Annotated in this window: 23 protein-coding genes and 1 tRNA gene; 21 read left to right on the forward strand and 3 right to left on the reverse strand. The window is 58.8% G+C overall.

Annotated features, from left to right (window positions below; genetic code table 11):
- Window positions 1–34 precede the first annotated feature (34 nt).
- The 7 genes from BUQ81_RS04135 to pdxJ all read left to right on the forward strand — a co-directional run bounded on the left by BUQ81_RS04135 (window position 35) and on the right by pdxJ (window position 7,088).
- Window positions 35–1,303, forward strand: a complete 1,269-nt coding sequence (locus BUQ81_RS04135) for a dicarboxylate/amino acid:cation symporter (protein WP_200770547.1) — start codon at window positions 35–37, stop codon at window positions 1,301–1,303.
- Window positions 1,304–1,415: 112 nt separating this feature from the next.
- Window positions 1,416–3,230: a translation elongation factor 4 gene (gene lepA, locus BUQ81_RS04140; protein WP_074201128.1), complete on the forward strand. Its 1,815-nt coding sequence runs from the start codon at window positions 1,416–1,418 to the stop codon at window positions 3,228–3,230.
- Entirely contained in the window at window positions 3,227–4,006 is a 780-nt protein-coding gene (gene lepB, locus BUQ81_RS04145; protein WP_074201129.1) for a signal peptidase I, read from the forward strand. Before lepA ends, lepB begins: the two co-directional genes overlap by 4 nt.
- Window positions 4,003–4,686: a ribonuclease III gene (gene rnc, locus BUQ81_RS04150; protein ID WP_200770548.1), complete on the forward strand. Its 684-nt coding sequence runs from the start codon at window positions 4,003–4,005 to the stop codon at window positions 4,684–4,686. Before lepB ends, rnc begins: the two co-directional genes overlap by 4 nt.
- Window positions 4,679–5,629, forward strand: a complete 951-nt coding sequence (gene era / locus BUQ81_RS04155; RefSeq protein ID WP_084188222.1) for a GTPase Era — start codon at window positions 4,679–4,681, stop codon at window positions 5,627–5,629. Before rnc ends, era begins: the two co-directional genes overlap by 8 nt.
- Entirely contained in the window at window positions 5,629–6,342 is a 714-nt protein-coding gene (gene recO, locus BUQ81_RS04160; RefSeq protein WP_074201130.1) for a DNA repair protein RecO, read from the forward strand. The genes era and recO overlap by 1 nt, the downstream gene beginning before the upstream one ends.
- A 2-nt stretch (window positions 6,343–6,344) precedes the next feature.
- Window positions 6,345–7,088 (forward strand): pyridoxine 5'-phosphate synthase, encoded by a 744-nt coding sequence (pdxJ, locus tag BUQ81_RS04165; protein WP_074201131.1) that lies wholly within the window; start codon window positions 6,345–6,347, stop codon window positions 7,086–7,088.
- A gap of 116 nt (window positions 7,089–7,204) precedes the next feature.
- Here pdxJ and BUQ81_RS04170 read toward each other — a convergent pair whose 3' ends face one another.
- Together BUQ81_RS04170 and slyD are read right to left on the reverse strand one after the other, a co-directional pair.
- Complete coding sequence (locus BUQ81_RS04170) at window positions 7,205–8,569, reverse strand: diguanylate cyclase (protein WP_074201132.1); 1,365 nt, start codon at window positions 8,567–8,569, stop codon at window positions 7,205–7,207.
- An 89-nt stretch (window positions 8,570–8,658) separates the two neighbouring features.
- Window positions 8,659–9,138 (reverse strand): peptidylprolyl isomerase, encoded by a 480-nt coding sequence (gene slyD, locus BUQ81_RS04175; RefSeq protein ID WP_074201133.1) that lies wholly within the window; start codon window positions 9,136–9,138, stop codon window positions 8,659–8,661.
- 113 nt (window positions 9,139–9,251) lie between these two features.
- Between slyD and BUQ81_RS04180 the strand changes: the two genes are divergently transcribed.
- From BUQ81_RS04180 to thpR, 5 genes are read left to right on the forward strand one after another with little or no spacing between them, the layout of a single operon-like run.
- Window positions 9,252–9,668, forward strand: coding sequence for a CopD family protein (locus BUQ81_RS04180; RefSeq protein WP_074201134.1), 417 nt, complete (start codon window positions 9,252–9,254; stop codon window positions 9,666–9,668).
- Window positions 9,668–10,708: a sialidase family protein gene (locus tag BUQ81_RS04185; RefSeq protein WP_074201135.1), complete on the forward strand. Its 1,041-nt coding sequence runs from the start codon at window positions 9,668–9,670 to the stop codon at window positions 10,706–10,708. Before BUQ81_RS04180 ends, BUQ81_RS04185 begins: the two co-directional genes overlap by 1 nt.
- A complete protein-coding gene (gene rimO / locus BUQ81_RS04190; protein ID WP_074201136.1) occupies window positions 10,705–12,027 on the forward strand; it encodes a 30S ribosomal protein S12 methylthiotransferase RimO in 1,323 nt (440 codons plus the stop codon). Before BUQ81_RS04185 ends, rimO begins: the two co-directional genes overlap by 4 nt.
- Complete coding sequence (locus BUQ81_RS04195) at window positions 12,027–12,299, forward strand: acylphosphatase (protein WP_074201137.1); 273 nt, start codon at window positions 12,027–12,029, stop codon at window positions 12,297–12,299. The genes rimO and BUQ81_RS04195 overlap by 1 nt, the downstream gene beginning before the upstream one ends.
- Entirely contained in the window at window positions 12,296–12,865 is a 570-nt protein-coding gene (thpR, locus tag BUQ81_RS04200; protein ID WP_074201138.1) for an RNA 2',3'-cyclic phosphodiesterase, read from the forward strand. Before BUQ81_RS04195 ends, thpR begins: the two co-directional genes overlap by 4 nt.
- 14 nt (window positions 12,866–12,879) lie before the next feature.
- On the opposite strand, the gene BUQ81_RS04205 is transcribed toward thpR, so the two are convergent.
- Window positions 12,880–13,821: a patatin-like phospholipase family protein gene (locus tag BUQ81_RS04205; RefSeq protein ID WP_074201139.1), complete on the reverse strand. Its 942-nt coding sequence runs from the start codon at window positions 13,819–13,821 to the stop codon at window positions 12,880–12,882.
- A gap of 55 nt (window positions 13,822–13,876) precedes the next feature.
- Between BUQ81_RS04205 and trhP the strand changes: the two genes are divergently transcribed.
- From trhP to BUQ81_RS04250, 9 genes are all read left to right on the forward strand, one after another.
- Entirely contained in the window at window positions 13,877–15,217 is a 1,341-nt protein-coding gene (trhP, locus tag BUQ81_RS04210) for a prephenate-dependent tRNA uridine(34) hydroxylase TrhP (RefSeq protein ID WP_074201140.1), read from the forward strand.
- 25 nt (window positions 15,218–15,242) lie between these two features.
- A tRNA-Pro gene (locus tag BUQ81_RS04215) sits at window positions 15,243–15,319 on the forward strand.
- A gap of 28 nt (window positions 15,320–15,347) precedes the next feature.
- Window positions 15,348–15,611 carry a YfhL family 4Fe-4S dicluster ferredoxin gene (locus BUQ81_RS04220; RefSeq protein WP_074201141.1) on the forward strand — a complete coding sequence of 88 codons (264 nt, stop codon included), beginning with the start codon at window positions 15,348–15,350 and terminating at the stop codon, window positions 15,609–15,611.
- Window positions 15,612–15,614: 3 nt separating this feature from the next.
- Window positions 15,615–16,283, forward strand: a complete 669-nt coding sequence (locus BUQ81_RS04225) for a glutathione S-transferase family protein (protein ID WP_074201142.1) — start codon at window positions 15,615–15,617, stop codon at window positions 16,281–16,283.
- 47 nt (window positions 16,284–16,330) lie between these two features.
- The gene (locus BUQ81_RS04230) at window positions 16,331–17,059 is read left to right on the forward strand and encodes a hypothetical protein (RefSeq protein WP_143598456.1); all 729 of its coding nucleotides are present in this window, start codon (window positions 16,331–16,333) and stop codon (window positions 17,057–17,059) included.
- Window positions 17,056–17,958: a prenyltransferase gene (locus tag BUQ81_RS04235; protein WP_074201144.1), complete on the forward strand. Its 903-nt coding sequence runs from the start codon at window positions 17,056–17,058 to the stop codon at window positions 17,956–17,958. The genes BUQ81_RS04230 and BUQ81_RS04235 overlap by 4 nt, the downstream gene beginning before the upstream one ends.
- A gap of 242 nt (window positions 17,959–18,200) precedes the next feature.
- On the forward strand, window positions 18,201–18,776 hold the full coding sequence (locus BUQ81_RS04240) for a TetR/AcrR family transcriptional regulator (protein WP_074201145.1): 576 nt from the start codon (window positions 18,201–18,203) through the stop codon (window positions 18,774–18,776).
- Complete coding sequence (locus BUQ81_RS04245; RefSeq protein ID WP_074201146.1) at window positions 18,773–19,828, forward strand: efflux RND transporter periplasmic adaptor subunit; 1,056 nt, start codon at window positions 18,773–18,775, stop codon at window positions 19,826–19,828. Before BUQ81_RS04240 ends, BUQ81_RS04245 begins: the two co-directional genes overlap by 4 nt.
- A complete protein-coding gene (locus BUQ81_RS04250) occupies window positions 19,825–22,878 on the forward strand; it encodes an efflux RND transporter permease subunit (protein WP_074201147.1) in 3,054 nt (1,017 codons plus the stop codon). The genes BUQ81_RS04245 and BUQ81_RS04250 overlap by 4 nt, the downstream gene beginning before the upstream one ends.

Below are 22,878 nucleotides of genomic sequence, written 5' to 3' on the forward strand. Positions count from 1 at the left end.
CCTCGGGCGCTCTTTTTGTTTGGGGAGAATGGACATGAAACTGGCACTGCACTGGCAGATCCTGCTCGCACTGGCGTTGGCCGTCCTGATGGGCTGGTTGACCGGGACTGACGCAACCATTCTGGGTGTGCACTGGATTGCGATTTACGACTTCATTGGCACACTTTTTCTCAATGCGCTGAAAATGGTGGTGGTTCCTCTGGTGATGGCGGCCATCATTACCGGCATGGCCAGCATTGCCAGGCAGGGGGGATTTGGTCGTCTGGGGCTGAAAACCCTCGGCTATTATCTGATGACCAGCGCCATTGCCATCCTCATCGGCATTACGTTGGTCAACCTCATTCAGCCCGGCGTCAGCGACAATCCGCCGCCGCAGATTGCTGCGGATACCCAGCTGCAGCAGAAACTGGAAGGACGGGACATCGGTGACATTGCCGAAGTGTTCCTGCGCATGATCCCCACCAATATCGTGGAAGCCGCTGCGGAAACGCAGATGCTGGGGCTGATTTTCTTCAGTCTGCTGTTTGGCTATTTCATGATGAAAATCCAAACACCCTACCGCGACACCCTGTACAACTTCTGGCAGGGCGTGTTCGAGGTGATGATGCAGATCACTGAATGGGTGATGAAGTTCGCGCCGCTGGGGGTTTTCGGTCTGGTGGCAGCCTCGGTGGCGCGCACTGGTTTTGATCAATTTGCAAATCTGGCGCTGTTTTTTATCACTGTGGTACTGGCGCTGGGCATTCACTTTTTCGTGGTGATGCCGCTGATCCTGCGTTTTATCGGCGGGGTGCGCAATCCCTGGAAGCACTACAAGGTGATGTTGCCTGCGATTCTGACCGCCTTTTCCACCAGTTCCAGCGCTTCCACACTGCCGGTGACCATAGAGTGCGTAGAGAGGGGCGCCGGGGTGCCCAACCGCATTTCCGGCTTTGTGCTGCCATTGGGCGCAACCGTGAACATGGACGGCACCGCGTTGTATGAAGCGGTGGCGGCGTTGTTTATCGCCCAGCTCTTCGGCGTGCATCTGGATGTGACTCAGCAGTTTATGATCATTGTTATTGCCCTGCTGACCTCCATCGGTGTGGCCGGTATTCCGTCGGCATCGCTGGTGGCGATCAGCATCATTCTGGTAAGCGTCGGCCTGCCGGCAGAAGCCATTGGTCTGCTGCTGGTGGTGGATCGTTTGCTGGACATGATGCGCACCACCGTGAATATCTTCAGCGATTCGGTGGGTGCGGTGGTGATTGCCCGTTCAGAGGGCGAAAAGGACGTGCTGGAAGGCGACGGCCGCTGCGGCTGAAAAATTTGCTTTTGAAAAAGTCGGGGACCCCCTCTTTCTGCAGGATTTGCGCGGGATGAGAGAGTTCTCGCTTAAAATATCTCGATTAAAACGGAATTGACTGACACCCTTCATGAAGCAACCCATCGAAAACATTCGCAACTTCTCCATCATCGCCCATATCGACCACGGAAAGTCCACGCTGGCAGACCGCTTTATCCAAGTGTGCGGTGGTCTCACCGAGCGTGAGATGGAAGCGCAGGTGCTCGACTCCATGGATCTGGAGCGCGAGCGTGGCATTACCATCAAGGCCCAGAGTGTGACCCTGGAATACAAGGCGAAGGACGGCAACATCTATCAGCTGAACTTCATCGACACACCCGGGCACGTGGACTTTTCTTACGAAGTATCGCGCTCGCTGGCGGCCTGCGAGGGGGCGCTGCTGGTGGTGGATGCTTCGCAGGGCGTGGAAGCGCAGACGGTGGCCAACTGCTATACCGCCATCGAGCAGGGGCTGGAAGTGGTGCCGGTGCTCAACAAGATTGATCTTCCGGCTGCGGACCCGGATCGCGTTATTCACGAAATCGAGGAAATCATCGGCATCGAGGCACAGGATGCCGTGCGGGCCAGCGCCAAGACCGGCATCGGCATCGAAGATGTGCTGGAACAGATTGTCGCGCGGATTCCCGCACCGGAAGGCGATCGGGACGCACCGCTCAAGGCGCTGATTATCGACTCCTGGTTCGACCCGTATCTGGGGGTGGTGTCGCTGGTGCGTGTGGTGGACGGCAAAATCGGCAAGAAGACCAAAATGCGCGTCATGTCCACCGGTATGGATTATGAAGTGGATCAGGTCGGCATCTTTACGCCCAAGCGCACACCCACCGACCAGCTGGTGGCAGGCGAGGTGGGCTACGTGATCGCCGGCATCAAAGACATTGATGGCGCGCCGGTAGGCGACACCCTCACCGATGCGCAGAATCCTGTAGAGGAACCGCTGCCGGGCTTCAAGCCGGTGCAGCCGCGCGTATTTGCCGGTATCTTCCCCATCAGTTCCGAAGACTACGAGGACCTGCGTGAAGCGTTGCGCAAGCTGCGTCTCAATGATGCGGCGCTGTTTTTCGAGCCGGAAACCTCCGAGGCGCTGGGTTTTGGCTTCCGCTGCGGTTTCCTCGGCATGCTGCACATGGAGATCATCCAGGAGCGGCTGGAACGGGAATACAACCTCGATCTCATTACCACCGCCCCCACCGTGGTCTATGAGGTGGAAACCAAAAAGGGCGAAGTGCTCAAGGTGGACAACCCGTCCAAGCTGCCCGACATGAGCACCATCGCCGAGATTCGTGAGCCCATTATCGAGGCGACCATTCTGCTGCCGGACGAATACGTGGGCAACGTGATGAAGCTGTGTATCGAAAAGCGCGGCGTGCAGAAGAACATGACCTATGTGGGCTCGCAGGTGCAGATGGTCTATGAGCTGCCCATGAACGAGGTAGTGCTGGATTTCTTCGACCGCCTCAAGTCCACCAGTCGCGGCTATGCCTCCATGGACTATGAATTCAAGCGCTTCCAGGCCGACGACCTGGTGCGCATGGATATCCTCATCAATGGCGAGCCGGTGGATGCGCTGGCGATTATTGTGCACCGCTCCAAGGCGGTGCAGCGCGGGCGTGAACTGATTGAAAAACTGCGCGAGCTGATCCCGCGGCAGATGTTCGAAGTGGCGCTGCAGGCGGCCATCGGTGGCAAGATCATCGCGCGCACCAATGTGAAAGCACTACGCAAGAATGTAACCGCCAAGTGCTACGGCGGTGACGTCAGCCGCAAGAAGAAGCTGCTGCAGAAACAGAAGGAAGGCAAGAAGCGCATGAAGTCCATTGGCAAGGTAGAGCTGCCCCAGGAGGCTTTCCTCGCCGTGCTGCAGACCGGAGGAGAGCAGAAGTCATGAATTTTGAACTGATTCTGGTGCTGGCGACAGCGATCACCGGTGTGGTAGCGCTGGTGGATCGCATGGTGTGGGAGCCGGCCCGGCGCGAAGCGGCGGTTACCGAAAAGGTGCCCGTGCTGGTCGACTATTCGCGCTCGCTCTTTCCGGTCCTGCTGATTGTGCTGGTGCTGCGCTCGTTCGTAGCCGAGCCGTTCCGAATTCCTTCGGGTTCCATGTATCCCACGCTCCACATCGGCGACTTCATTGTGGTGAGCAAATTCAGCTACGGCATTAAGCTGCCGGTCATTCAGGAGAAGATCATTCCCGTGGGTGAACCCAAGCGCGGCGATGTGGTGGTGTTCAAGTATCCCCAGGATCCCGATCTGGACTACATCAAGAGGATTATCGGTCTGCCGGGTGACACCATCGAATACATCAACAAGCAGCTGATTATCAACGGCAAGCCGGTGGATATGCGCTTCGTGACCAAATTCCACGGCACTGGCGCGGGCGCCATGCTGGACGGCGCCAAAGAGTATGAAGAGTGTCTGCCGGACGAGGGCAAATGCCACCGCATTCTGCTGGATGACGAAACACGGCCTGGTCGTTTGCTGCTTTCCCCGGTCAAGGTTCCGCCGGGCCATTACTTTGTGATGGGTGACAACCGCGACCACTCCAACGACAGCCGCTACTGGGGCTTCGTGCCAGAGAAAAATCTGAAGGGGCGCGCTGTCATGATATGGATGAGCTGGGATGACGGCATCCGCTTTGACCGCATCGGGACGCTGATCAAATGATGACCACCGCACAGAAGCGTCTGGAACAGCGTCTTGGACACACGTTCAATCGGCCTGCGTTGCTGCAGCAGGCGTTGACCCATCGCAGCGCTGCCAGCGAAAACAACGAGCGCCTCGAGTTTCTCGGCGACAGCCTGCTCAACTTCATTATCGGCGAAGCGCTGTTCAAGGGTTTCGGACGCCTGCCGGAAGGGGATCTGAGCCGTATTCGCGCCCATCTGGTCAAGGGCGATACGCTGGCCGAAATCGCGCGGGAGCTGGATCTGAGCGATGCGCTCATTCTTGGCGGCGGCGAACTCAAGTCCGGTGGTTATCGGCGGAATTCCATTCTCGCTGATGCGGTGGAAGCGCTCATTGCAGCGGTCTATCTGGATGCCGGCATGGATGCCTGCAGGGATCTCGTCCTGCGTCTGTATGACCAGCGCCTGCAGAACCTCGACCCGCGCAAGATGGGCAAGGATCCCAAGACACGCCTGCAGGAGTGGCTGCAGAAGCGGCGCGAACCGCTGCCGGAGTACGAGGTGGTGAATGTGAGCGGCCCGGCCCACGATCAGACCTTTGATGTGGTCTGCAAGGTGGCTGGCCAGCCGCCGGTGCAGGCCCGCGCCGGCTCTCGCCGCAAGGCTGAGCAACTGGCCGCTGAAAAGGCGTTGGACCGTCTGGAGGGGGACAATGACTGACCATACCGAACCGGCAATCCGGGACCATGAATTGGGCGAGTGTGAAGGGCCCTTCAAGGTCGGCTTCGTCTCCATTATCGGGCGCCCCAATGTGGGCAAGTCCACCCTGGTCAATGAACTGATCGGGCAGAAGATTACCATTACCGCACCGCGGCCGCAGACCACCCGGCATCGCATTCACGCCATCAAGAGTACGCCGTGCCATCAACTGGTTCTGGTGGATACCCCGGGGTTGCACAAGGGTACCGGCAAGTCACTCAACCGCTACATGAACCGCGCCGCCAAGTCGGCGCTGGTGGACGTGGATGTGATCGTTTTTGTCGTGGAAGCGGGAAAGTGGACGGGCGAGGATGAAGCCGTGGCCCGCCTGTTGCAGGATGTCAAGGCACCGATCATCGTTGCCATCAACAAGATCGACCGTATCAAGGCCAAATACGACCTGCTGCCCTTTATCGACAAGGTTGCTCAGAAGGTCGCCTTTTCTGCGGTGGTGCCGGTATCCGCCTATCGGAAAACCAACCTGGACGCGCTGGAACAGGAGATTGTGAAGCACCTGCCCGAACAACCCCCAATCTTCCCGGAAGATTATGTGACCGATCGCCCCACAAAATTTCTTGTAGCCGAGATGATCCGCGAAAAGCTGATGCGCTACTTGGGGGACGAGGTGCCCTATGGCACCACGGTTGAAGTGGAGCGCATGGCGTGGGACGAGGACGAAGGGCGCTGGATCATCCATGCCACCATCATGGTGGAGCGGGAAGGGCAGAAGCGTATCGTTATCGGCGAAAACGGGCAGCTGATCAAGAAGATCGGCTCTGAGGCGCGTCAGGACATTATCAATCTGCTGGATGCCCGTGTGCATCTGGAGCTGTGGGTGAAGGTGAAGCGCAACTGGTCGGACGATGACCGCGCGCTGGCCAGCCTGGGGTATAACGAGGTCTGATGAGTTGGGTTGAGCAGCCGGCCTGGCTGTTGCATCGGCGACCCTATCGGGAAACCAGCCTGCTTATTGACCTGCTTACACCGGAAGAAGGGCGCATTGCCGCGGTGGTAAAAGGGGTGCGTGGCACTGGGCGTGTCGCTCGGCAGAAACAGGCCTGGTTGCAGCCGGCGCAGCCGTTGCAGGCGCGCTGGCGTGCCCGTGCCACACAGGGGCTGGTGTCACTCCGTCAATTGGAGCCTCGCGGTCAGGGCACCTTTCTGCAGGGCGAAGCGCTTCTGTGTCTGCTGTATACCAATGAACTGCTGGTTCGTGTCCTGCCGGAAGGCGCGCCGGTTCCTGAAGTTTTCAGTGCCTACGAAGCATTGGTGGAGCGGTTGGCCGGTGTGGTGTCTCGGGATGATCTGGCCTGGGCCTTGCGTCGCTTTGAAGGCGTGCTGGTGGCGGCACTGGGTGTCAACCCCATTTTTGCAACCGATGCGCTGGAACGTCCGCTGGATGCAGCGGCGCGCTATCGCTGGGATCCTGAGCAGGGATGGCTGCTGGCTGCCGACGGTGTCAGTGGGTGCTGCCTTATGGCTTTTGCCGCTCAGGAGCCGCTTCCGGCGTGCCTGAAGGAATGGAAACGGATGCTGCGCATGCTGCTCGCGCCCTGGCTGGGAAACCGGCCCTTGCGTGCACAGCAATTGTGGCAGGCGACTAAAACGGAGAAGTGAACATGGAACCGATTTATCTGGGCGTTAATATCGATCATGTGGCCACGCTGCGGCAGGCGCGCGGCACCCGCTATCCCGATCCCATCAAGGCGGCCCTGGATGCCGAGCAGGCGGGAGCGGACAGCATTACCCTGCATTTGCGCGAGGATCGCCGTCATATTCAGGACCATGATGTGGAGCGTCTTGTCGAACTGCGCCAGACCAAGGTGAATCTGGAAATGGCGGCCACCGATGAGATGGTGGGTATTGCCTGCCGTCTGCGTCCCGAAGATGTATGTCTCGTTCCCGAGCGTCGGGAAGAGCTGACCACGGAAGGGGGGCTGGATGTGGCCGGGCAGGTGGAGCGCCTGAAGGATGTGTGCACGCGCCTGGATGAGTCAGGTGTGCGAGTCTCTTTGTTCATTGATGCAGACAAGGCGCAGATCGATGCAGCCAAAGAGACGGGTGCGCCGGTGATCGAACTGCATACCGGTCATTACGCTGATCTGGGCGAGGTATCGCACTGGGGGCAGCAACAGGAGCTTGAGCGCATTCGCGAGGCAGCGGCCTATGCTCACGGACTGGGGTTGCAGGTCAATGCCGGGCATGGGTTGCACTATCACAATGTGCAGCCCGTAGCGCGCATTCCCGAAATTGTGGAATTGAACATTGGCCATGCCATTGTGGCGCATGCGGTTTTTGTGGGGTTCGCCGAAGCGGTGCGAGAAATGAAGCGCCTCATGGTCGAGGCACGCATGATGGGGTGAGTGATTTTTCGGGCGGCTTGTGGGTGCTTCTTTTTAATCAGTAGTAGGGGTATTGGCGTTCAGACGGGTTTGGGAGCGCACTATCACGTCTCTGCTCTTCTTTCCCAAACGCTTTATCAGGCTTCAGGGCAATTGCCATTTTCAACAGAAATGGCATTGGGCCCTTTCTGTTTAGCATTGCGCAACTGCTGTTCCACTTTTTCCAGCAGGGTTACATGATGATCTTCTCGGGATGGCACATGGCAGACAATGCCAATGCTTACGCATACATGCCCTGTTTCGATGGCGTCATGATGAAAGTTAAGCGCATTGATCTCTTCCTGGATGCGTTTTGCAAGCAGAGCACCGTTTTCTGCGGTTGTGTCCGGCAGAATGCTGACAAACTGATCTCCACCGTAACGAGCATTCAGGTCTGTGGTTCGACGGATGTGTTTTTGGAGAATCAGGGCAATTTCCTTGAGGATCTGATCGGCCTTTTGGTAGCCCAATAATAAGTTCCAACTGTGAAATTGATCAATATCAAAAAGGATAAGGGTTAAAGGCGTTTGTTTACGAATGGCGCGACCCCACTCCCGTATCAGGGTTTCCGTAAATAAGTTGATGTTTCCCAGTTGCGTAAGCCCATCAATGTGGGTCATCTGCTTGATCATGCTGTCTTTTATTTTGAGTAGGTGATCAAGCTTTTTGATTCTGTTCTCCAGTTTTTTCTCGGCCGTGATTTCATTTTCGACCGAGACAAACCCACGCCGGCCATCGATCAGGCGGAAGGGTTCAATCAGCATATCAACCCAGTAGGCTTCACCATGTTTGGTATAGTTCAAAATCTGGGTTTTGAGCGGCTCGCATTGCTGCAGATGCTCATGGATTTTTCGAACGGTTTCCGGATCTGTCTCAGGCCCTTGTAATAGATTGCCCGGTTTTTTGCCTTTTATTTCGCCCAGGGTATAGCCTGTTCTGTATTCGAAGGCCGGATTGATCCATTCTGTTTTTTCCTGCTCATCCGTCACAATAATCAGGTTGCGAACTCTTGCGAGCAGGCGCTCGTAGAAACTGGTCTTTTGGGTCAGGTCCTTTAAATTGGTGCGATCTTCAATTTCGATTAGATACCAATTTCCAGTAAAAAAAATCAGAGGTGAAATGGAATAGTGGAACAGTCTGTTGTCAACAAGGATTTCCCGGGTGACGGGGACGGTTTTATTATTGATATTTTCTAGAATGGCAGCGCCAAGCTTGGGGGGGAGAAGAGAACTGATGAAGGTGGGCGGGGAGGTTTTTTTGGATTTGTCGATCAGATCCGCTACGGCTTCATTATGGTGGCGAACCTGTCCATTGTGATCCAGGATGAGAAGGGGTTTATGAATGCTGTCAAAAACCGATCTGACCCATCCATAACGTTTTTCCGTACGTATTAAACGGATTGAAGCAATAACAAAAAGGAGAAGTGCCAACCCCAGTGCGATCCAGGCGTCAACCGTGAGCATCGAAGTGTTTCCCTTGTCGATTTATGACGACAATCATACAAAAAAAAGCGCCGGATGGCGCTTTTTTATCGTGGGCATGTCAAGCCGGATTAATGCTCTACGCCCCCGGTACCATGGGCATGGCCATCGGCCAGCTCGTCTTCGGTGGCATCGCGGACACCCTTGATTTCCACTTCGAAGGTCAGGTCCTGGCCTGCCAGTGGGTGGTTGCCATCAACGGTGATGGTATCGCCTTCCACCTTGGTCACTTCTACAGAGTGCACACCCTGCTCGGACTGAGCTTCAAAGCGCATGCCCACTTCGATATTGTCAACGCCCTGGAACAGTTGGCGAGGCACTTCCTGTACCAGCTGTTCGACGCGTTCGCCGTAGGCTTCTGCAGCCGGCACTGTCACGGTGAGTTTTTCACCCACTTCCTTGCCTTCCAGTGCCTTTTCCAGGCCGGGAATGATCTGGCCGTGGCCATGCAGGTAGGCCAGTGGCTGCCCATTGGAGGCGTCCATTACATTGCCGTCCTTGTCTTTCAATACGTATTCGATGGAGACAACCTTGTCTTTTGCTACTTTCATGCGTTTTCCTTTTTGTGAACATTGGCGCATCGTGCACCGGTCTATCGCGGCGGCGACGAGCGCCACATCTTGTTATGATAACTTTATTTGTAAGGTCCTCAGGGGGAAATTCAATGCTTTGGGTCAAAATGCTGCATATTCTTTTTGTGATGAGCTGGATGGCGGGCATCTTCTACCTGCCGCGCATCTTCGTGCACTTTGTCGAAGGGCAACAGGCGGGCGAGGATGTACGTCGTCTGCTCATCATGGCTGAGAAACTCTACAAGTTCATGACCATCATGATGGTCATCTCGGTTGTGACAGGGTTATGGCTCTGGCTCGGATTCGGTTTCAGTGGCGGCTGGCTGCACGCCAAACTGACGCTGGTCGTGTTGTTGCTGGCCTATCACTTCTGGGCCGCAGCGCGTGTCAAGCAGATGAAAACCACCGGGCACCTCGATCACAGCGGCGTTTTCTATCGCTGGATGAATGAGATCCCGCTGCTGCTGCTCATAGGCATTCTCATCATGGTGGTGGTCAAGCCCTTCTGATGCGACCGGTTGACGTCGCGCTGAACTTTTCTCAGGCGCCGCAAACATCAGCGCCGCTGCTGCTGCATCCGGCGGTGCAGTGGGAGGCTGCGCTGCCGCTGGGACCGTTCGCCACCCATGCCGGATCCATCTGGGCGATTGAAAGTGGACAGGTACACCACTGGGATGGCAAGCAGTGGCAGCACTGGCCACTGGCGCTGCAGGATGTCCGTCCTGCCACCGATGCAGCTTTGGCAGTCCTGCCGGATGGGAAGCTGCTCTATGCCTTCATGGATCAGGCTCAGAGCCATTTTCGCTGGCTGAAGCACCTGGGGCGTGCCAGCCGAAATACCCGTTCGCCCATTTATCTTGTCCGCAGCGAGGATGAAGGCAAAAGCTGGTCGGCCCCACAACTGATACAGGACGGTTACAGCGGCTCGGTACGCAGCATGGTTGTGCTCGAAAGTGGCCGCGTCGTGCTCAGCAGTCAGTATTTGCTGCCGCAGCAAGGGCGCTATGTCAGTCTGACCTATTACAGCGATGATGGTGGACACCACTGGCAAGCCAGTAATTGGCTCGATGCCGGGGGGCGCGGTCATCACGATGGTGCCATCGAAGGCTACCTGCTGCCACTGAAGGATGGCCGGCTGTGGTATCTGTTGCGCACCAACTGGGATCGCTTCTGGAATGCTTATTCCCAGGACGCAGGGGCGACCTGGACCCATACGAAAATTGGCCTGCCGGCCAGTTCCAGCCCGGGCGCACTGCTGCGTCTGCAAGATGGGCGCATTGTCTTGGCGTACAATCCGGTGGGCGACAATCCGCCGCGACGGGCGGGCGCGTTTTCACAACGCGCGGCCAGCTGGTATCGCGCCGAACTGTGCTTGCGCATCAGTGCGGATGAGGGTACTAGCTGGAGTGCGCCCGTGACAGTTGCACGCTGTGACGACGCATGGTTGAGCTATCCCCACTTGGTAGAACCGGAAAAGGGACGTATCTGGCTGACCACCATGCACAGTGGTCTGCGTTTGAACATGAAGGTAGAGGACATGTTTGCATGAGTGCACAAAACCCGACCGTGGGCATCATTTCTCTGGGCTGTCCAAAGGCCACGGTGGACTCGGAACGGATCCTGACCCAGCTTAGGGCCGAGGGCTACACCTTGACCGACAGCTATGACGACGCCGATGTGGTGATCGTCAACACCTGTGGCTTTATCGATTCGGCCGTGGAGGAGTCGCTGGAAGCCATTGGCGAAGCGCTGGATGAAAACGGCCGCGTCATTGTCACCGGCTGCCTCGGCGCCAAGCCGGAGCAGATCGAGGCGGTGCACCCGCAGGTGCTCGCCATTACTGGCCCTGCCGCCTATGAAGAGGTGGTGCAGCAGGTCCACGACGTCACCCCGCCACCACCCCATGACCCGTTCGTGGATCTGGTGCCGCCACAGGGGCTCAAGCTTACGCCCAAGCACTATGCCTATGTAAAGATTTCCGAAGGGTGCAACCACCGCTGCACCTTCTGCATCATTCCCTCCATGCGAGGCGACCTGGTCAGCCGTCCGGCGCCCGAGATTCTTGATGAAGCGCAGAAACTGGTGGATGCGGGCGTGAAGGAACTGCTGGTGGTCAGTCAGGACACGGCGGCCTATGGCGTGGATATCAGGCACCGCACCGACTTCTGGCAGGGGCGCCCGGTCAAGAGCAACATGACCGGTCTGGTCGAGCAGATGGGGCGCCTGGGTGCATGGGTGCGGCTGCACTATGTTTATCCCTACCCAAATGTGGAAGAGGTGATTCCGCTGATGCGCGACGGGCTGGTACTGCCCTATCTGGATATGCCGCTGCAGCATGCGCATCCGCGCGTGCTCAAGGCCATGCGCCGGCCGGGCAATATCGAGCGCCAGCTTGAACGCATTGAGAAGTGGCGCAGCGAAGTGCCGGATCTGACCATGCGCTCCACCTTTATCGTCGGCTTCCCTGGCGAAACCGATGAAGAGTTCGAAGCGCTGCTGGACTTTATCCGCGAAGCGCGTCTGGATCGTGTGGGCTGCTTCCAGTATTCGCCCGTCGAGGGGGCGGTGGCCAATACGCTGGCGCCCCAGGTGCCGGACGAGGTGAAGCAGGAACGCTGGGAGGCCTTTATGGAAACCCAGCAGGTGATCAGTGCGGAAAAGATGCAGGCAAAGATCGGGCGTACGCTGGATGTGATCATTGATGAAGTGGACGAGGAGGGCGCCATTGGCCGCACTAAGGGCGATGCGCCTGAAATCGACGGCGTCGTGCTCATCGGCAATGGTCAGACATTGCAGCCAGGCGAGATCGTACCGGTCGAGATCGAAGCGGCCGACGCCTATGATTTGTGGGGCAGGGTGAAGCACTGATGGAACGCCTGCACGCACTGGTTTCGGGACGGGTACAGGGCGTGTGGTTTCGCGCCTACACCCAGCGCAAGGCGCGCGAACTGGGGCTGACCGGGTGGGTGCGCAACCTGCCCGATGGCCGCGTGGAAGTGGTGGCGGAGGGCCCGCGACCTCAGCTGGAGGCGCTGGCGCAGTGGTTGTGGCAGGGCTCGCCGCTGAGCAAGGTAACGGATGTGAGCCTCTCATGGCTTCCCGCCACGGGTGAATTTTTACGCTTTGAGGTGGTCGGATGAGGCTGTTTGTCGCGGTGCCGGTCGAAGATGCACTGGCTGCTTCGCTGCAGCAGGCTTGCCAAGCGCTCAAAAAGAACGGTTTGTCGGCGGTGCGATGGTTGCCGCGGGAAAACTGGCATCTCACCGCGTTTTTCCTTGGAGACGGTTTCAGTCGTGAGCAGGCGCAGGTGATTGCCGACCGCCTGGCCAAGGGGCTGCCCGAGCTGAGCGCCTTTGAAGCACCACTGGAAACGATCGACTGGTTCCCCGCCGCCGAGCGGCCAGCCGTGCTCGCTGGCCTGTTCGGGCGCAATCTGATGCTACAGGCGCTGCATGACGAAGTGTATCAGGCATTAAAGGAGCTGGATGGCGTCAAAAAGCCTAAAAACCGCTTTGCGCCGCATATTTCACTGGCGCGGCCGAACGCGAAAAAAATCGATCTTGAAAAAGTCGGGGACCCCCCTCTGCCGATGACGCTGGAGGATGCCTGGCTGTCGGTGGATCACGTGGAGCTGTGGCGCTCGGTGCACGGCCCGGACGGGGTCCACTATGAATGCCTTGGGCGAGGTGATCTGGCGCCAGGCTGATCGCCTGAGCGCGGTCAGGTGATCAGTTCGGGCACTTCGTCAGGCAGGGTGCGTAGCTGTTCCCTTGCAGCCTGATAGCCGGTTTCGATGATCTCTTCAGCGCGGTGGTAGTCCCAGATGGAAAAGCTGGTCGCATCCACGGTGACCAGCCAGCGCGGGGGATGCCCTGCCAGCTGCATGCGCATGATCTCCTCCTGCATGAAATCGATGCTGTCGCGCATCACTTCAAAAAGGCCGGGCTGGCGGTTCTTTTCCTCTTTCTGCAGCTGCTGGCGGAACCAATTGAGAATCTGCCGCCCCCAGTCGCTTTCGCGCAAGGCAGGGATGGCGCCCAGTTGTTCGTGCAGGCGCTCCAGCAGAGGCGCGTCCTCAAGGGTCTCCAGGGTGGAGTGGGGTGACTTGAGCATACCGTTCACCTCCACTGCGATGACGTATTCGGCGCCCATTTCGTGGGCGCTGATGACCGGTACCTGCTCTACCACACCGCCATCCACAAGAATGTCGCCTTCAGGGGTGCGCACCGGCGTAAAGATCCCGGGAATGGCGTAGCTGGCGCGCATGGCAAAAAACAGATCGCCCTCGGCGAGCACTTCGCGGCGACGGCGGGTCAGGTTGGCCGCGATGGCGGCATAGGGGATGGCCAGCTCATCAATGCGGCGCGCATGGATGTGTTCCTTGAGAAATTCCAGCGCCTTGCGACCGTCCAGCAGTCCGGCACCCGAGAAGGTGATGTCGAACATGGGTAGCAGCTTGATCCAGTCCAGACGCGCATAGCCTTCCGCCAGCTTGTGCCAGTCGCCGCTGGCGATGGCGGCGCCCACAATGGCGCCCATGCTGGTGCCGGCGATGCAATGCACCGGTACACCATGTTCTTCCAGATAGCGCATCACGCCAAAGTGGGCAAGACCCCGCGCACCGCCGCCGCCCAGTGCCAGTCCGATTTTTGCGGTGTTCATGCCATTCCCGAGTAAAATAGTCAGCTTAATAAACGACACTCGCAAATAGGATAGCATGGTCACGAAACCGGAACTTCTTTCTCCCGCAGGCACGCTCAAGAACATGCGTTACGCCTTTGCCTACGGCTCCGATGCCATTTATGCCGGCCAGCCGCGCTACAGCCTGCGCGTGCGCAACAACGAGTTCACCAATCCGGTGCTGGCGGACGCCATTGCCGAAGCGCATGCCCGCGGCAAGCAGTTCTATGTGGTCAGCAATATCCAGGCGCACAACAGCAAGATCAAGACCTATCTCAAGGACATCGAGCCGATTATCGAGATGCAGCCGGATGCGCTCATCATGTCCGATCCCGGTCTGATCATGCTGGTGCGCGAGCACTTCCCGGATCAGCCCATTCATCTGTCGGTGCAGGCCAATGCGGTCAACTGGGCAGCGGTGAAGTTCTGGCACAGCGTCGGTATCGAACGTGTCGTGCTGTCGCGCGAGCTGAGCATCGAGGAGATCGCTGAGATCCGCCAGCAGGTGCCGGAGTGCGAACTGGAAGTGTTTGTGCATGGCGCCCTGTGCATTGCCTATTCCGGCCGCTGCCTGTTGTCCGGCTATATCAACAAGCGCGACGCCAACCAGGGCACCTGCACCAATGCCTGCCGCTGGAAATACAACACCTACGCCGCCGAGGAGACGGAAACCGGCGATGTGGTTCCTGTAAAGGTGGAGCAAATTTCGGATTTGACCGGCACCACCTCGCGCGAACAGCCTGTCATGGTGCTGGAAGAGGAGGGGCGCCCGGGTGAGTTCATGCCTGCGTTTGAAGACGAGCATGGCACCTACATCATGAACTCCAAGGACCTGCGTGCCGTCGAACTGGTGCCCGAGCTGGTCAATATCGGCGTGCATTCGCTCAAGATCGAGGGGCGCACCAAGTCTCACTTTTATGTGGCGCGCACCGCCCAGGTGTACCGCCGCGCCATTGATGATGCGGTGGCTGGCAAGCCCATCGATCCGCAGCTGATCCGCGAGCTGGATTCGCTGGCCAATCGCGGCTACACCCTGGGCTTCCTCAAGCGCCATGTGCACAGCGACTACCAGAACTATGAGCAGGGCGCATCCAGCTCCGACTACCAGCGCTTCGTGGGCGAGGTGGTGGACGCCAGCGATGCGTGGCTGGAAATCGAAGCCAAGAACAAGTTCTGCATCGGTGACGAGCTGGAAATCATGACGCCGGCCGGCAATCTGAAGCTGAAGCTGGACGCCATGTGGCACCCGAAAACCGGCGAGCGCATGGACTGTGCCAAGGGGTCCGGCTATGTGGCACGCATCCCCAACCCCTTCAAGGGGCTCAGCGATGAGGTGCTGCGCTACGCCCTGGTAATGCGCTTTGAAAGCTGGGGCTAAACAACTATAATGTGCGTCGCACCATCGGAGAGTAGCTCAGCCTGGTAGAGCACCACTTTCGGGAAGTGGGGGTCGCAGGTTCAAATCCTGTCTCTCCGACCATTTTCTCTCCCTTCTTCGGCATTTTCCCATGGCCCTCAAAATCCTCGAAGCCTGCATCAATTGCGACATGTGCGAGCCGGAGTGCCCCAACAAGGCGATCTCCATGGGCGAGGAAACCTATGTCATCGATCCGGACCGCTGCACGGAATGCGTCGGCTACTATGATGAACCCACCTGCGTAAGCGTCTGTCCCATCGACTGCATTATTACCGACCCCGAGCACGTGGAAGATCGCGACACCCTTTACGCCAAATTCGTTAAACTGGTGCAAACCGAATCCGAAGGAGCATAACCCATGAACCTCCCCAAACTCAGACTGATCAGTTTCAAGCTGTGCCCGTTTGTGCAGCGTACGGTCATTACCCTGCTGCACAAGGACGTACCCTACGACATCGACTACATCGACCTCAATGACCCGCCCGAGTGGTTCAAGGAGCTTTCGCCGCTGGGCAAGGTGCCGGTGCTGCAGGTGGACGGCAAGGAGGTGATTTTCGAGTCTGCCGTAATTCAGGAATATGTGGACGAAATCACACCGCCGCCGCTGCAGCCCGAAGATCCGCTGCTGCGTGCCAAGAACCGTGCCTGGATCAGCTACGGCGGCGAAATGATCATGAAGATGCACGGCATGGTGACCGCCAAGGATGCCGAGGCGTTCAACGAGGCTTCAGACGCGTTTGCCGCCATGCTGGCGCGGGTCAACGACGTGCACAGCGGGAGTGACTACTTCAACGGCGATGCCTTTGCGCTGATCGATGCGGCCTATGCGCCCATCTTCATGCGCTTGGACCGCTTGTGTCAGGAGTGCGGTGTCACCGTGCTGGACCTCTATCCCAAGTTGAAGCGCTGGTCCGACAACCTGTTGGCGCTGCCAAGCGTGCAGCATTCCGTGGTGGAAGAGTTCCCCATGATGTATCGCAAGATGCTTGAGAAGATGGACGGCTATCTGGCCACCCAGCTCAAGTAAGGCATTCCGTGGCGCTCAGGCATCGGCTGGGGCCGTTGTTGATGGGCATGAGCCTGTCGACAGCGGCCCTTTCCGTTTCTGCATCACAGCCAGAGCCCGACCCGGAGCGGCTGGCAGAACGGCTCATGCAGAATGAAACCGGCGGCGTGCGCGAGCAGCTGGCGTGGTGGTCACCCCATGAGCCCTTTCCCTCACTGGGCATTGGGCATTTCATCTGGATTCCGGCGGGGGTGAGCGTGCCTTTCGAGGCGCAGTTTCCCCAATGGGTGCGTTTTGCAGTTGAACACGGCGAACGGGTGCCGCGCTGGCTGCAGGCCGAACGGGCACCCTGGTCCTCTCGCGAGGCCTTTTATGCCGATCCGCGGCGTGCGCAGCTGCTGGACTGGCTGGAACGTACCCGCAGCCTGCAGGCGCGCTTTGTCATGACGCGCTTTCAGACACGCTGGCGGCAGGCCTGTGCAGCCCAGCCCGATTGTGCCGTTCTCGACCAGCGAGTTAAAACACTCTGGCAGCAGCCCGGTGGTGCCTATGCGCTGCTGGACTATGTCAATTTCAAGGGGTTGGGCGATAATGCTAAAGCCCGTTATGCAGGGCAAGGGTGGGGGCTGATTCAGGTCCTGCGCGCCATGCCGTCTGATCGTGTGTCGGTGCCGGCTTTTGTGGCAGCGGCACACAAGGTCCTGCAACGGCGCATTGCCCATGCACCACGGGACGAATCCCGCTGGTGGCCCGGCTGGAAGAAACGACTTGATCGCTATGTGGAGGAAGCGGAATGAAGCAAGCCCTGAAGACCGTGTGGATGAGCATGCGCCCACCCTTTCTACTGTTAACCGTTTCGGTCATTCTGCTGGGCGCTGCACTGGCGGTGTGGGAGGGTGCAGCCTTTGACTGGGGACGTTTTCTGCTGGTTATGATCGGCGGTCTGTCGGCCCACGCCAGTGTCAACCTGCTCAACGAGTATGAAGACTGGCGCAGCGGCCTGGATGCCATGACGCAGCGCACACCCTTCAGTGGCGGCAGCGGCGCGCTGCAGGCCCACCCGGAATATGCGGAATGGGTGATGGGCGCAGGGTATTTTTTTCTCGGTGTGGTGATCGCCATCGGGCTGTATTTCGTCCATGAGCTGGGTTGGGGTCTGCTGCCCATCGGGCTGCTGGGTGTTGCGTTGATTCTGTTCTACACCACCCGCCTGACCCGCATGCCTTGGCTGTGCCTGATTGCGCCCGGTCTGGCATTCGGGCCGCTGATGGTCATGGGCACCTACTATGTGCTGACGGGGCATTACAGTGAGCGGGCGCTGCTGGTTTCCCTGATTCCCTTCTTTCTGGTCAATAATCTGCTGCTGCTCAACCAGATCCCGGATATCGACGCAGACCGACGTGCGGGCCGGGTGACCTTTCCCATGAAAATGGGGGTGCCGCTGACGCTGCAGGTATTTGACCTGTTTCTATTGAGCGCCTATGGCGTGCTGGTCATTCTGGTGGCGCTGCAGTGGTTACCGCCGCTGGCCCTGCTCGGTCTGATCTCGCTGATTTTCGCCATGCCCATGCTGCTCAATCTGCGCCGTGTGCGTGCCGGCAACCAGGAACGGCTGCTGCCGGCGCTGGCCATGAACGTGGTGATCAACCTGCTTGCTCCCGCACTGGTGGCCGTGGCACTGTGGCTGAGCCGTTAAGTCGGGCTCAATATCGCACCACCGCAAACCCCCTGTCTCTTTGGGTGCGGCGGGATGATGACACCTGCTGTCTTGCTCTCCTTGGATTTGGCCGCAACAAATCCAGCGCCCGTGCCTTGCATCTGCCGTCATTGCACCTGCAACGCGAGCGCATTCAGGGGGCGCGGAGGTGCCTTATGTTTGCATGTGAAAAAAGAAATGGCTAAATTAATTAACGAACGAACGTTCGTTAATAGAGTGGCATGAACAGAGAACGCATTTTGTCCACAGCCCGTGCGCTGTTTGCCGAAAAGGGCTTTGACGGTTTTTCCATGCGCGAACTGGCTCAGCAGGTGGGCATGTCGCCGTCCAGCGTGTATAACCACTTTGCCGGGAAAGAGGCGCTGTATCTGGCTGTGATGGAGGCAGTTGCGCAGCAGATTCGTGCCGAAGTCTATCAGCGCATTGAGGCGAATACGCCGGAAGAGGCCTTGCATGAGCTGGTGGCGCGCAAGGCGGTTTTTATGGGGGACCATCCCGATATGGCGCGACTGGTGCAGTGGGTGTTGCTGGATACGAGCGAACGCACCCGTACTATCATGCAGAGCGTATGGCGACCGGAGATCGAGTGGGTATTGGACCGCATGCGCCAGCTGGTGCCGGACGAACACGCCCTGATTCTTACGCACCATCTCTTTGGCCTGTTATTGCACGAATTCAGCGGGCGCTTTGCCTTTTCAGCCCTACCCGAAGCGGCGCAGGTCTCTTATGAGTCCGATGCGGTCAGCGCACGGGTCTGGTCAACCGTTATCTGCCGAATAAGGGAATTGTCCCAATGAAAAAAACAGCTTACGCGCTATTTTTGATCCCGTTTGTTTTCCTGCTGTCGGGCTGCCAGCAGCAGGCGGAGGCGCCTGTTCAAGCTGATGTGCCCCCGGTGGTATGGACGGTTAACCCTGTTACAGACAAGGCCCGCCATAGCCTGACGCTGACGGGTGTGCTTAAACCACTGCGGGAAAGTGCCGTGGGTTTTCAGGTGGCCGGTCGGATCGTGGCGCGTGCTGTTGAGGTCGGCGATACGGTACGCGCTGGCGACGTGCTTTATCGGCTTGATGATCGTGATTACCGCCTTGCGCTGAATAACCTGCAGGCGCAGCTACGGGCAGTGGACTCGGATCTGCAGACCGCGCGCAAGGATCTTGTTCGTTTGCAGGATCTGCTGGCCCGCAAACTGGTTTCCCAACAGCAGGTGGATGCAGCGCAGAACCGCGTGGTGGTACTTGAGGCTCAGCGTCAGAGTCTGTTGCCGCAGATCGAAACAGCGCGCAATCGTTGGAGCTATACCGTGCTCAAGGCGTCTGCAGATGGCGTTGTCATGGCCCGGCAGGCCGAGGTGGGGCAGGTGGTCACCGCAGGCACACCCGTTATGACCCTGGGCCTGGGCGATGAGACCGTGCTGGAACTGGACTGGCCAAATGGGGCAGGGACACCACCGGCAACCCTGACGGCTCGCCTGAACGGTCAGGAAAAGACATTGTCGATGGCGTATGCTGCACCCGCAGCCCGCCCCACCAGTCATACCCGCACGGTGCGTTATCACATTGGCTCAGAAATGGTCGCCTGGGGCCAGATTCTGTCGGTTGTGGTGCGCACCGGGCGTGAGAAATCCTTGTGGCGTGTACCGGTCACCGCAGTGCAGATGGAAGGGAAGAAGGCCTATCTGTTCAGGGTCAATGGGCAGCAGGTGCTTGAGCGCGTCCCGGTGACAGTGGAACGCGTGGCCCATGACGTTGCCTGGGTGCAGGGACCCTTAACGGCCAAGGATCGCATCGTGCGCATGGGCGTGCACGTGCTGCGTCCGGGGCAGACTGTGCGGGTGGGGCAGCCATGAGCCGCTTCAACCCGTCGGCATGGGCGATCCGTGAGTCCTCACTGACGCTCTATTTCATCATTGTCACACTGTTGGCCGGGGTATATGCCTTCTGGACCAATGGCCGGGCAGAAGATCCCTCCTTCAGCGTCAACGTCATGGTGGTTTCCGCCTACTGGCCGGGCGCCACGGTGGAGCAGATGGAAAAGCAGGTGGCGGATCTGCTGGAAAAGCGCTTGCAGGAAATTGACTGGTTCGACCGCGTGGAAACCAAGGTGCGGCCCGGTCAGGTGGAGATGCTGGTCACCTTTGCCGACAACACGCCATCGGGCATGAGCGAGGACCTGTTCTATCAGGTGCGCAAGCGGCTGGGGGATGAGGCGAAAAAGCTCCCCCCCGCTGTAATCGGCCCGATTTTTCAGGATGACTTCAAGGATGTCTATTTCACGCTTTATGCGCTGAGCAGCCCGGATGGCAGCGTGGACAATCGCACGCTCACCGAAGTGGCCGAACAGCTGCGCAAGCCGCTGCGACGGGTTGCGGGCGTGAAGAAGGTGGTGCTGATCGGCGAGCGCAAGCCGCAGATTTTTGTGGATCTGGACGAACGCAAACTGAAAACCCTGGGCATTGCACCCGCGCAGATTCAGCAGCAGATTGCTGCACAGACAGCGGTGGTGTCGGCCGGTTTTGTGGAAACCGGCGGGCCACGCCTGCACATCCGTGTCAATCAGCAACCCCGCGACTGGATTGATACGCTGGAAGCGCTGCCCATTAATATCGGCGGCACGGTGGTGGCGCTCAAGGAGCTGGCGCAGGTTTATACCGGTTTCGAAGACCCACCCAGCCTGATCGTGCACGACCGCGGCCATGAAGCGGTGCTGTTGGGGGTGGTCATGCAGGAAAATGCCGATGGGCTAAGACTCGAGCAGGCGCTCAATGCCTTCGAGCAGACGATACGGCCACAGCTTCCTGCCGGTGTGCAGCTGGACAAGCTCACCAATCAGGCCGACGCCATTCATCGTGCCGTGGATATCTTTCAGGAAAAGTTCTTCGTAGCACTTCTGGTGGTAATGGTGGTCAGCTTCATCGCCCTCGGGGTACGGGCCGGCATTGTGGTGGCGCTGGCGGTGCCCCTGACGCTGTCGGCCACGTTCCTGTTTATGAAACTGACCGGCATCGACTTCAACCGCATTTCACTGGGCGCATTGATTATCGCCCTCGGCCTGCTGGTGGACGATGCCATCATCGCTATCGAGATGATGATCCTTAAGATGGAGCAGGGCCTGGACAAGATCCGCGCTGCCTCCTATGCCTGGACACTGACCGCCGCCCCCATGCTGGTGGGCACGCTGTTGACCACCATCGGCTTTCTGCCCATCGGCATTGCCGAATCCAAGGTGGGCGAATATGCCGGCGGCATCTTCTGGGTGACGGGCATCGCCCTGATCGCCTCGTGGCTGGTGGCCGTGCTGTTTACCCCCTATCTGGGCGTCAAGCTACTGCCGGACACGTTGAAGCATGCCGGCACGCCGGTGGAGCAGCGGCCGGCTTTCAGGCTGCTGCGCAAGGTTATTGAGGCGTGTGTGCGCCGCCGCTGGCTGGTAATCGGTCTCACGGTAGGGGTGTTTATTCTTTCCGTCTATGGCATGAAGCACTGGGTGGTACAGCAGTTCTTCCCCAGTTCGGACCGTCCCGAGCTGTTGGTGGACATCAACCTGCCCGAAGGCAGCAGCTTTGCCACCACGCAAAAGGTGGTGGCGCGGGTGGAACAGCAGCTGATGAACGATCCGGATGTGGTGTCTGCCTCCAGTTATACCGGCCGTGGCGCACCGCGTTTCTTTCTCGCGCTGAGCCCCGAACTGCCCAATCCCGCCTATGGCAATATCGTCGTCGTCGCCAGGGACTGGCATGCCCGTGATCGGCTGCAGCTGCGCCTGCAGCAACAGATCGAAGCCGGTGCCTTTCCCGAGGCGCGGGTGCGGGTGCATCCGCTGCTGTTTGGTCCGCCCGTGCCCTGGCCGGTGGTGTTTCGCGTGATCGGCCCGGATCCGCAGACGCTGGTGGCGATTGGCAAACAGATTCGCGATCGCATGCTGGATAAGCCCTATCTGGTGGATCCGCATCTTTCCTGGCAGTACCAGGCCCCGGCGCTGCGGCTTGAGTGGGATCGAAACCGCCTGGCCAGGCTGGGGCTGACGCCGGCACAGGTGGCCGAGCAGTTGCGCACCCTGCTCAATGGTGAGGTGGCCAGTATTGTTCTCTCCAGTATCCGCTCGACCGAGATTCGTCTGCGCGCATCCGACGCTGCGCGTCATGTGGAAGCCCTGGAAAGCCTGCCCATTCGTCTGCCTACGGGTGAAAGTGTGCCGCTGGCGCATCTGGGGGATCTGAAGGTGGTGGCAGAAATCCCCTATATGGAACGGCGCAACGGGGAGCGGCTGGTGAGTGTGTATGCCGAGGTGCCGCCCGGTGTGCAGCCACCGGATGCCACCATGAAGGTGTGGAACAACATTCAGGACATCGTCGAGAACCTGCCGCTGGGGTATCGGGTAGAAATCGGCGGATCCGTGGAGGAGTCGCAGGTGGCGCAGCGCTCCATTCAGGCCAATATGCCCCTGATGGTGCTGCTGATGACATTGCTGATCATGCTCTACATGCGCAGCTTTACCGGGCTGTTCATGGTGCTGGTCACGGCACCATTGGGGCTGGTGGGCGCCGTGGCTGCGCTGATTCTGTTCCAGCAGCCATTCGGCTTTGTGGCCAACCTGGGGCTGATTGCGCTGGCGGGCATCCTGATGCGCAATACCCTGATTCTGGTGGCGCAGATCAACGAAAACCGTGCGGCGGGTCAGCCGATGCACGAGGCGGTCATCCATGCCACCGTGCTGCGCGCGCGCCCGGTGCTGCTCACGGCCGCTGCAGCGGTGCTGGCGTTCATCCCGCTGACCACCTCGCTGTTCTGGGGCCCCATGGCCTATGTGCTCATCAGCGGCATTGCCATCGGCACCGTGATCACGCTGTTTTTCCTGCCCGCGCTTTATGCCGCCTGGTATCGGGTTAAAATGCCGTGA

Origin of the sequence: Sulfurivirga caldicuralii (genome assembly GCF_900141795.1) — a bacterium.
Classification (GTDB): Bacteria; Pseudomonadota; Gammaproteobacteria; order Thiomicrospirales; family Thiomicrospiraceae; genus Sulfurivirga; species Sulfurivirga caldicuralii.

What these genes read in the sequence shown, in the direction of transcription:
- BUQ81_RS04180 (WP_074201134.1), top strand. Translation starts at nt 9,252, where the DNA reads ATGCTTTGGGTCAAAATGCTGCATATTCTTTTTGTGATGAGCTGGATG.
- pdxJ (WP_074201131.1), top strand. Translation starts at nt 6,345, where the DNA reads ATGGAACCGATTTATCTGGGCGTTAATATCGATCATGTGGCCACGCTG.
- thpR (WP_074201138.1), top strand. Translation starts at nt 12,296, where the DNA reads ATGAGGCTGTTTGTCGCGGTGCCGGTCGAAGATGCACTGGCTGCTTCG.
- slyD (WP_074201133.1), bottom strand. Translation starts at nt 9,138, where the DNA reads ATGAAAGTAGCAAAAGACAAGGTTGTCTCCATCGAATACGTATTGAAA.
- lepA (WP_074201128.1), top strand. Translation starts at nt 1,416, where the DNA reads ATGAAGCAACCCATCGAAAACATTCGCAACTTCTCCATCATCGCCCAT.
- BUQ81_RS04220 (WP_074201141.1), top strand. Translation starts at nt 15,348, where the DNA reads ATGGCCCTCAAAATCCTCGAAGCCTGCATCAATTGCGACATGTGCGAG.
- rimO (WP_074201136.1), top strand. Translation starts at nt 10,705, where the DNA reads ATGAGTGCACAAAACCCGACCGTGGGCATCATTTCTCTGGGCTGTCCA.
- BUQ81_RS04185 (WP_074201135.1), top strand. Translation starts at nt 9,668, where the DNA reads ATGCGACCGGTTGACGTCGCGCTGAACTTTTCTCAGGCGCCGCAAACA.
- lepB (WP_074201129.1), top strand. Translation starts at nt 3,227, where the DNA reads ATGAATTTTGAACTGATTCTGGTGCTGGCGACAGCGATCACCGGTGTG.
- BUQ81_RS04240 (WP_074201145.1), top strand. Translation starts at nt 18,201, where the DNA reads ATGAACAGAGAACGCATTTTGTCCACAGCCCGTGCGCTGTTTGCCGAA.
- recO (WP_074201130.1), top strand. Translation starts at nt 5,629, where the DNA reads ATGAGTTGGGTTGAGCAGCCGGCCTGGCTGTTGCATCGGCGACCCTAT.
- BUQ81_RS04235 (WP_074201144.1), top strand. Translation starts at nt 17,056, where the DNA reads ATGAAGCAAGCCCTGAAGACCGTGTGGATGAGCATGCGCCCACCCTTT.
- BUQ81_RS04230 (WP_143598456.1), top strand. Translation starts at nt 16,331, where the DNA reads ATGAGCCTGTCGACAGCGGCCCTTTCCGTTTCTGCATCACAGCCAGAG.
- trhP (WP_074201140.1), top strand. Translation starts at nt 13,877, where the DNA reads ATGGTCACGAAACCGGAACTTCTTTCTCCCGCAGGCACGCTCAAGAAC.
- BUQ81_RS04225 (WP_074201142.1), top strand. Translation starts at nt 15,615, where the DNA reads ATGAACCTCCCCAAACTCAGACTGATCAGTTTCAAGCTGTGCCCGTTT.
- BUQ81_RS04245 (WP_074201146.1), top strand. Translation starts at nt 18,773, where the DNA reads ATGAAAAAAACAGCTTACGCGCTATTTTTGATCCCGTTTGTTTTCCTG.
- BUQ81_RS04195 (WP_074201137.1), top strand. Translation starts at nt 12,027, where the DNA reads ATGGAACGCCTGCACGCACTGGTTTCGGGACGGGTACAGGGCGTGTGG.
- BUQ81_RS04205 (WP_074201139.1), bottom strand. Translation starts at nt 13,821, where the DNA reads ATGAACACCGCAAAAATCGGACTGGCACTGGGCGGCGGCGGTGCGCGG.
- BUQ81_RS04135 (WP_200770547.1), top strand. Translation starts at nt 35, where the DNA reads ATGAAACTGGCACTGCACTGGCAGATCCTGCTCGCACTGGCGTTGGCC.
- rnc (WP_200770548.1), top strand. Translation starts at nt 4,003, where the DNA reads ATGATGACCACCGCACAGAAGCGTCTGGAACAGCGTCTTGGACACACG.
- era (WP_084188222.1), top strand. Translation starts at nt 4,679, where the DNA reads ATGACTGACCATACCGAACCGGCAATCCGGGACCATGAATTGGGCGAG.
- BUQ81_RS04170 (WP_074201132.1), bottom strand. Translation starts at nt 8,569, where the DNA reads ATGCTCACGGTTGACGCCTGGATCGCACTGGGGTTGGCACTTCTCCTT.
- BUQ81_RS04250 (WP_074201147.1), top strand. Translation starts at nt 19,825, where the DNA reads ATGAGCCGCTTCAACCCGTCGGCATGGGCGATCCGTGAGTCCTCACTG.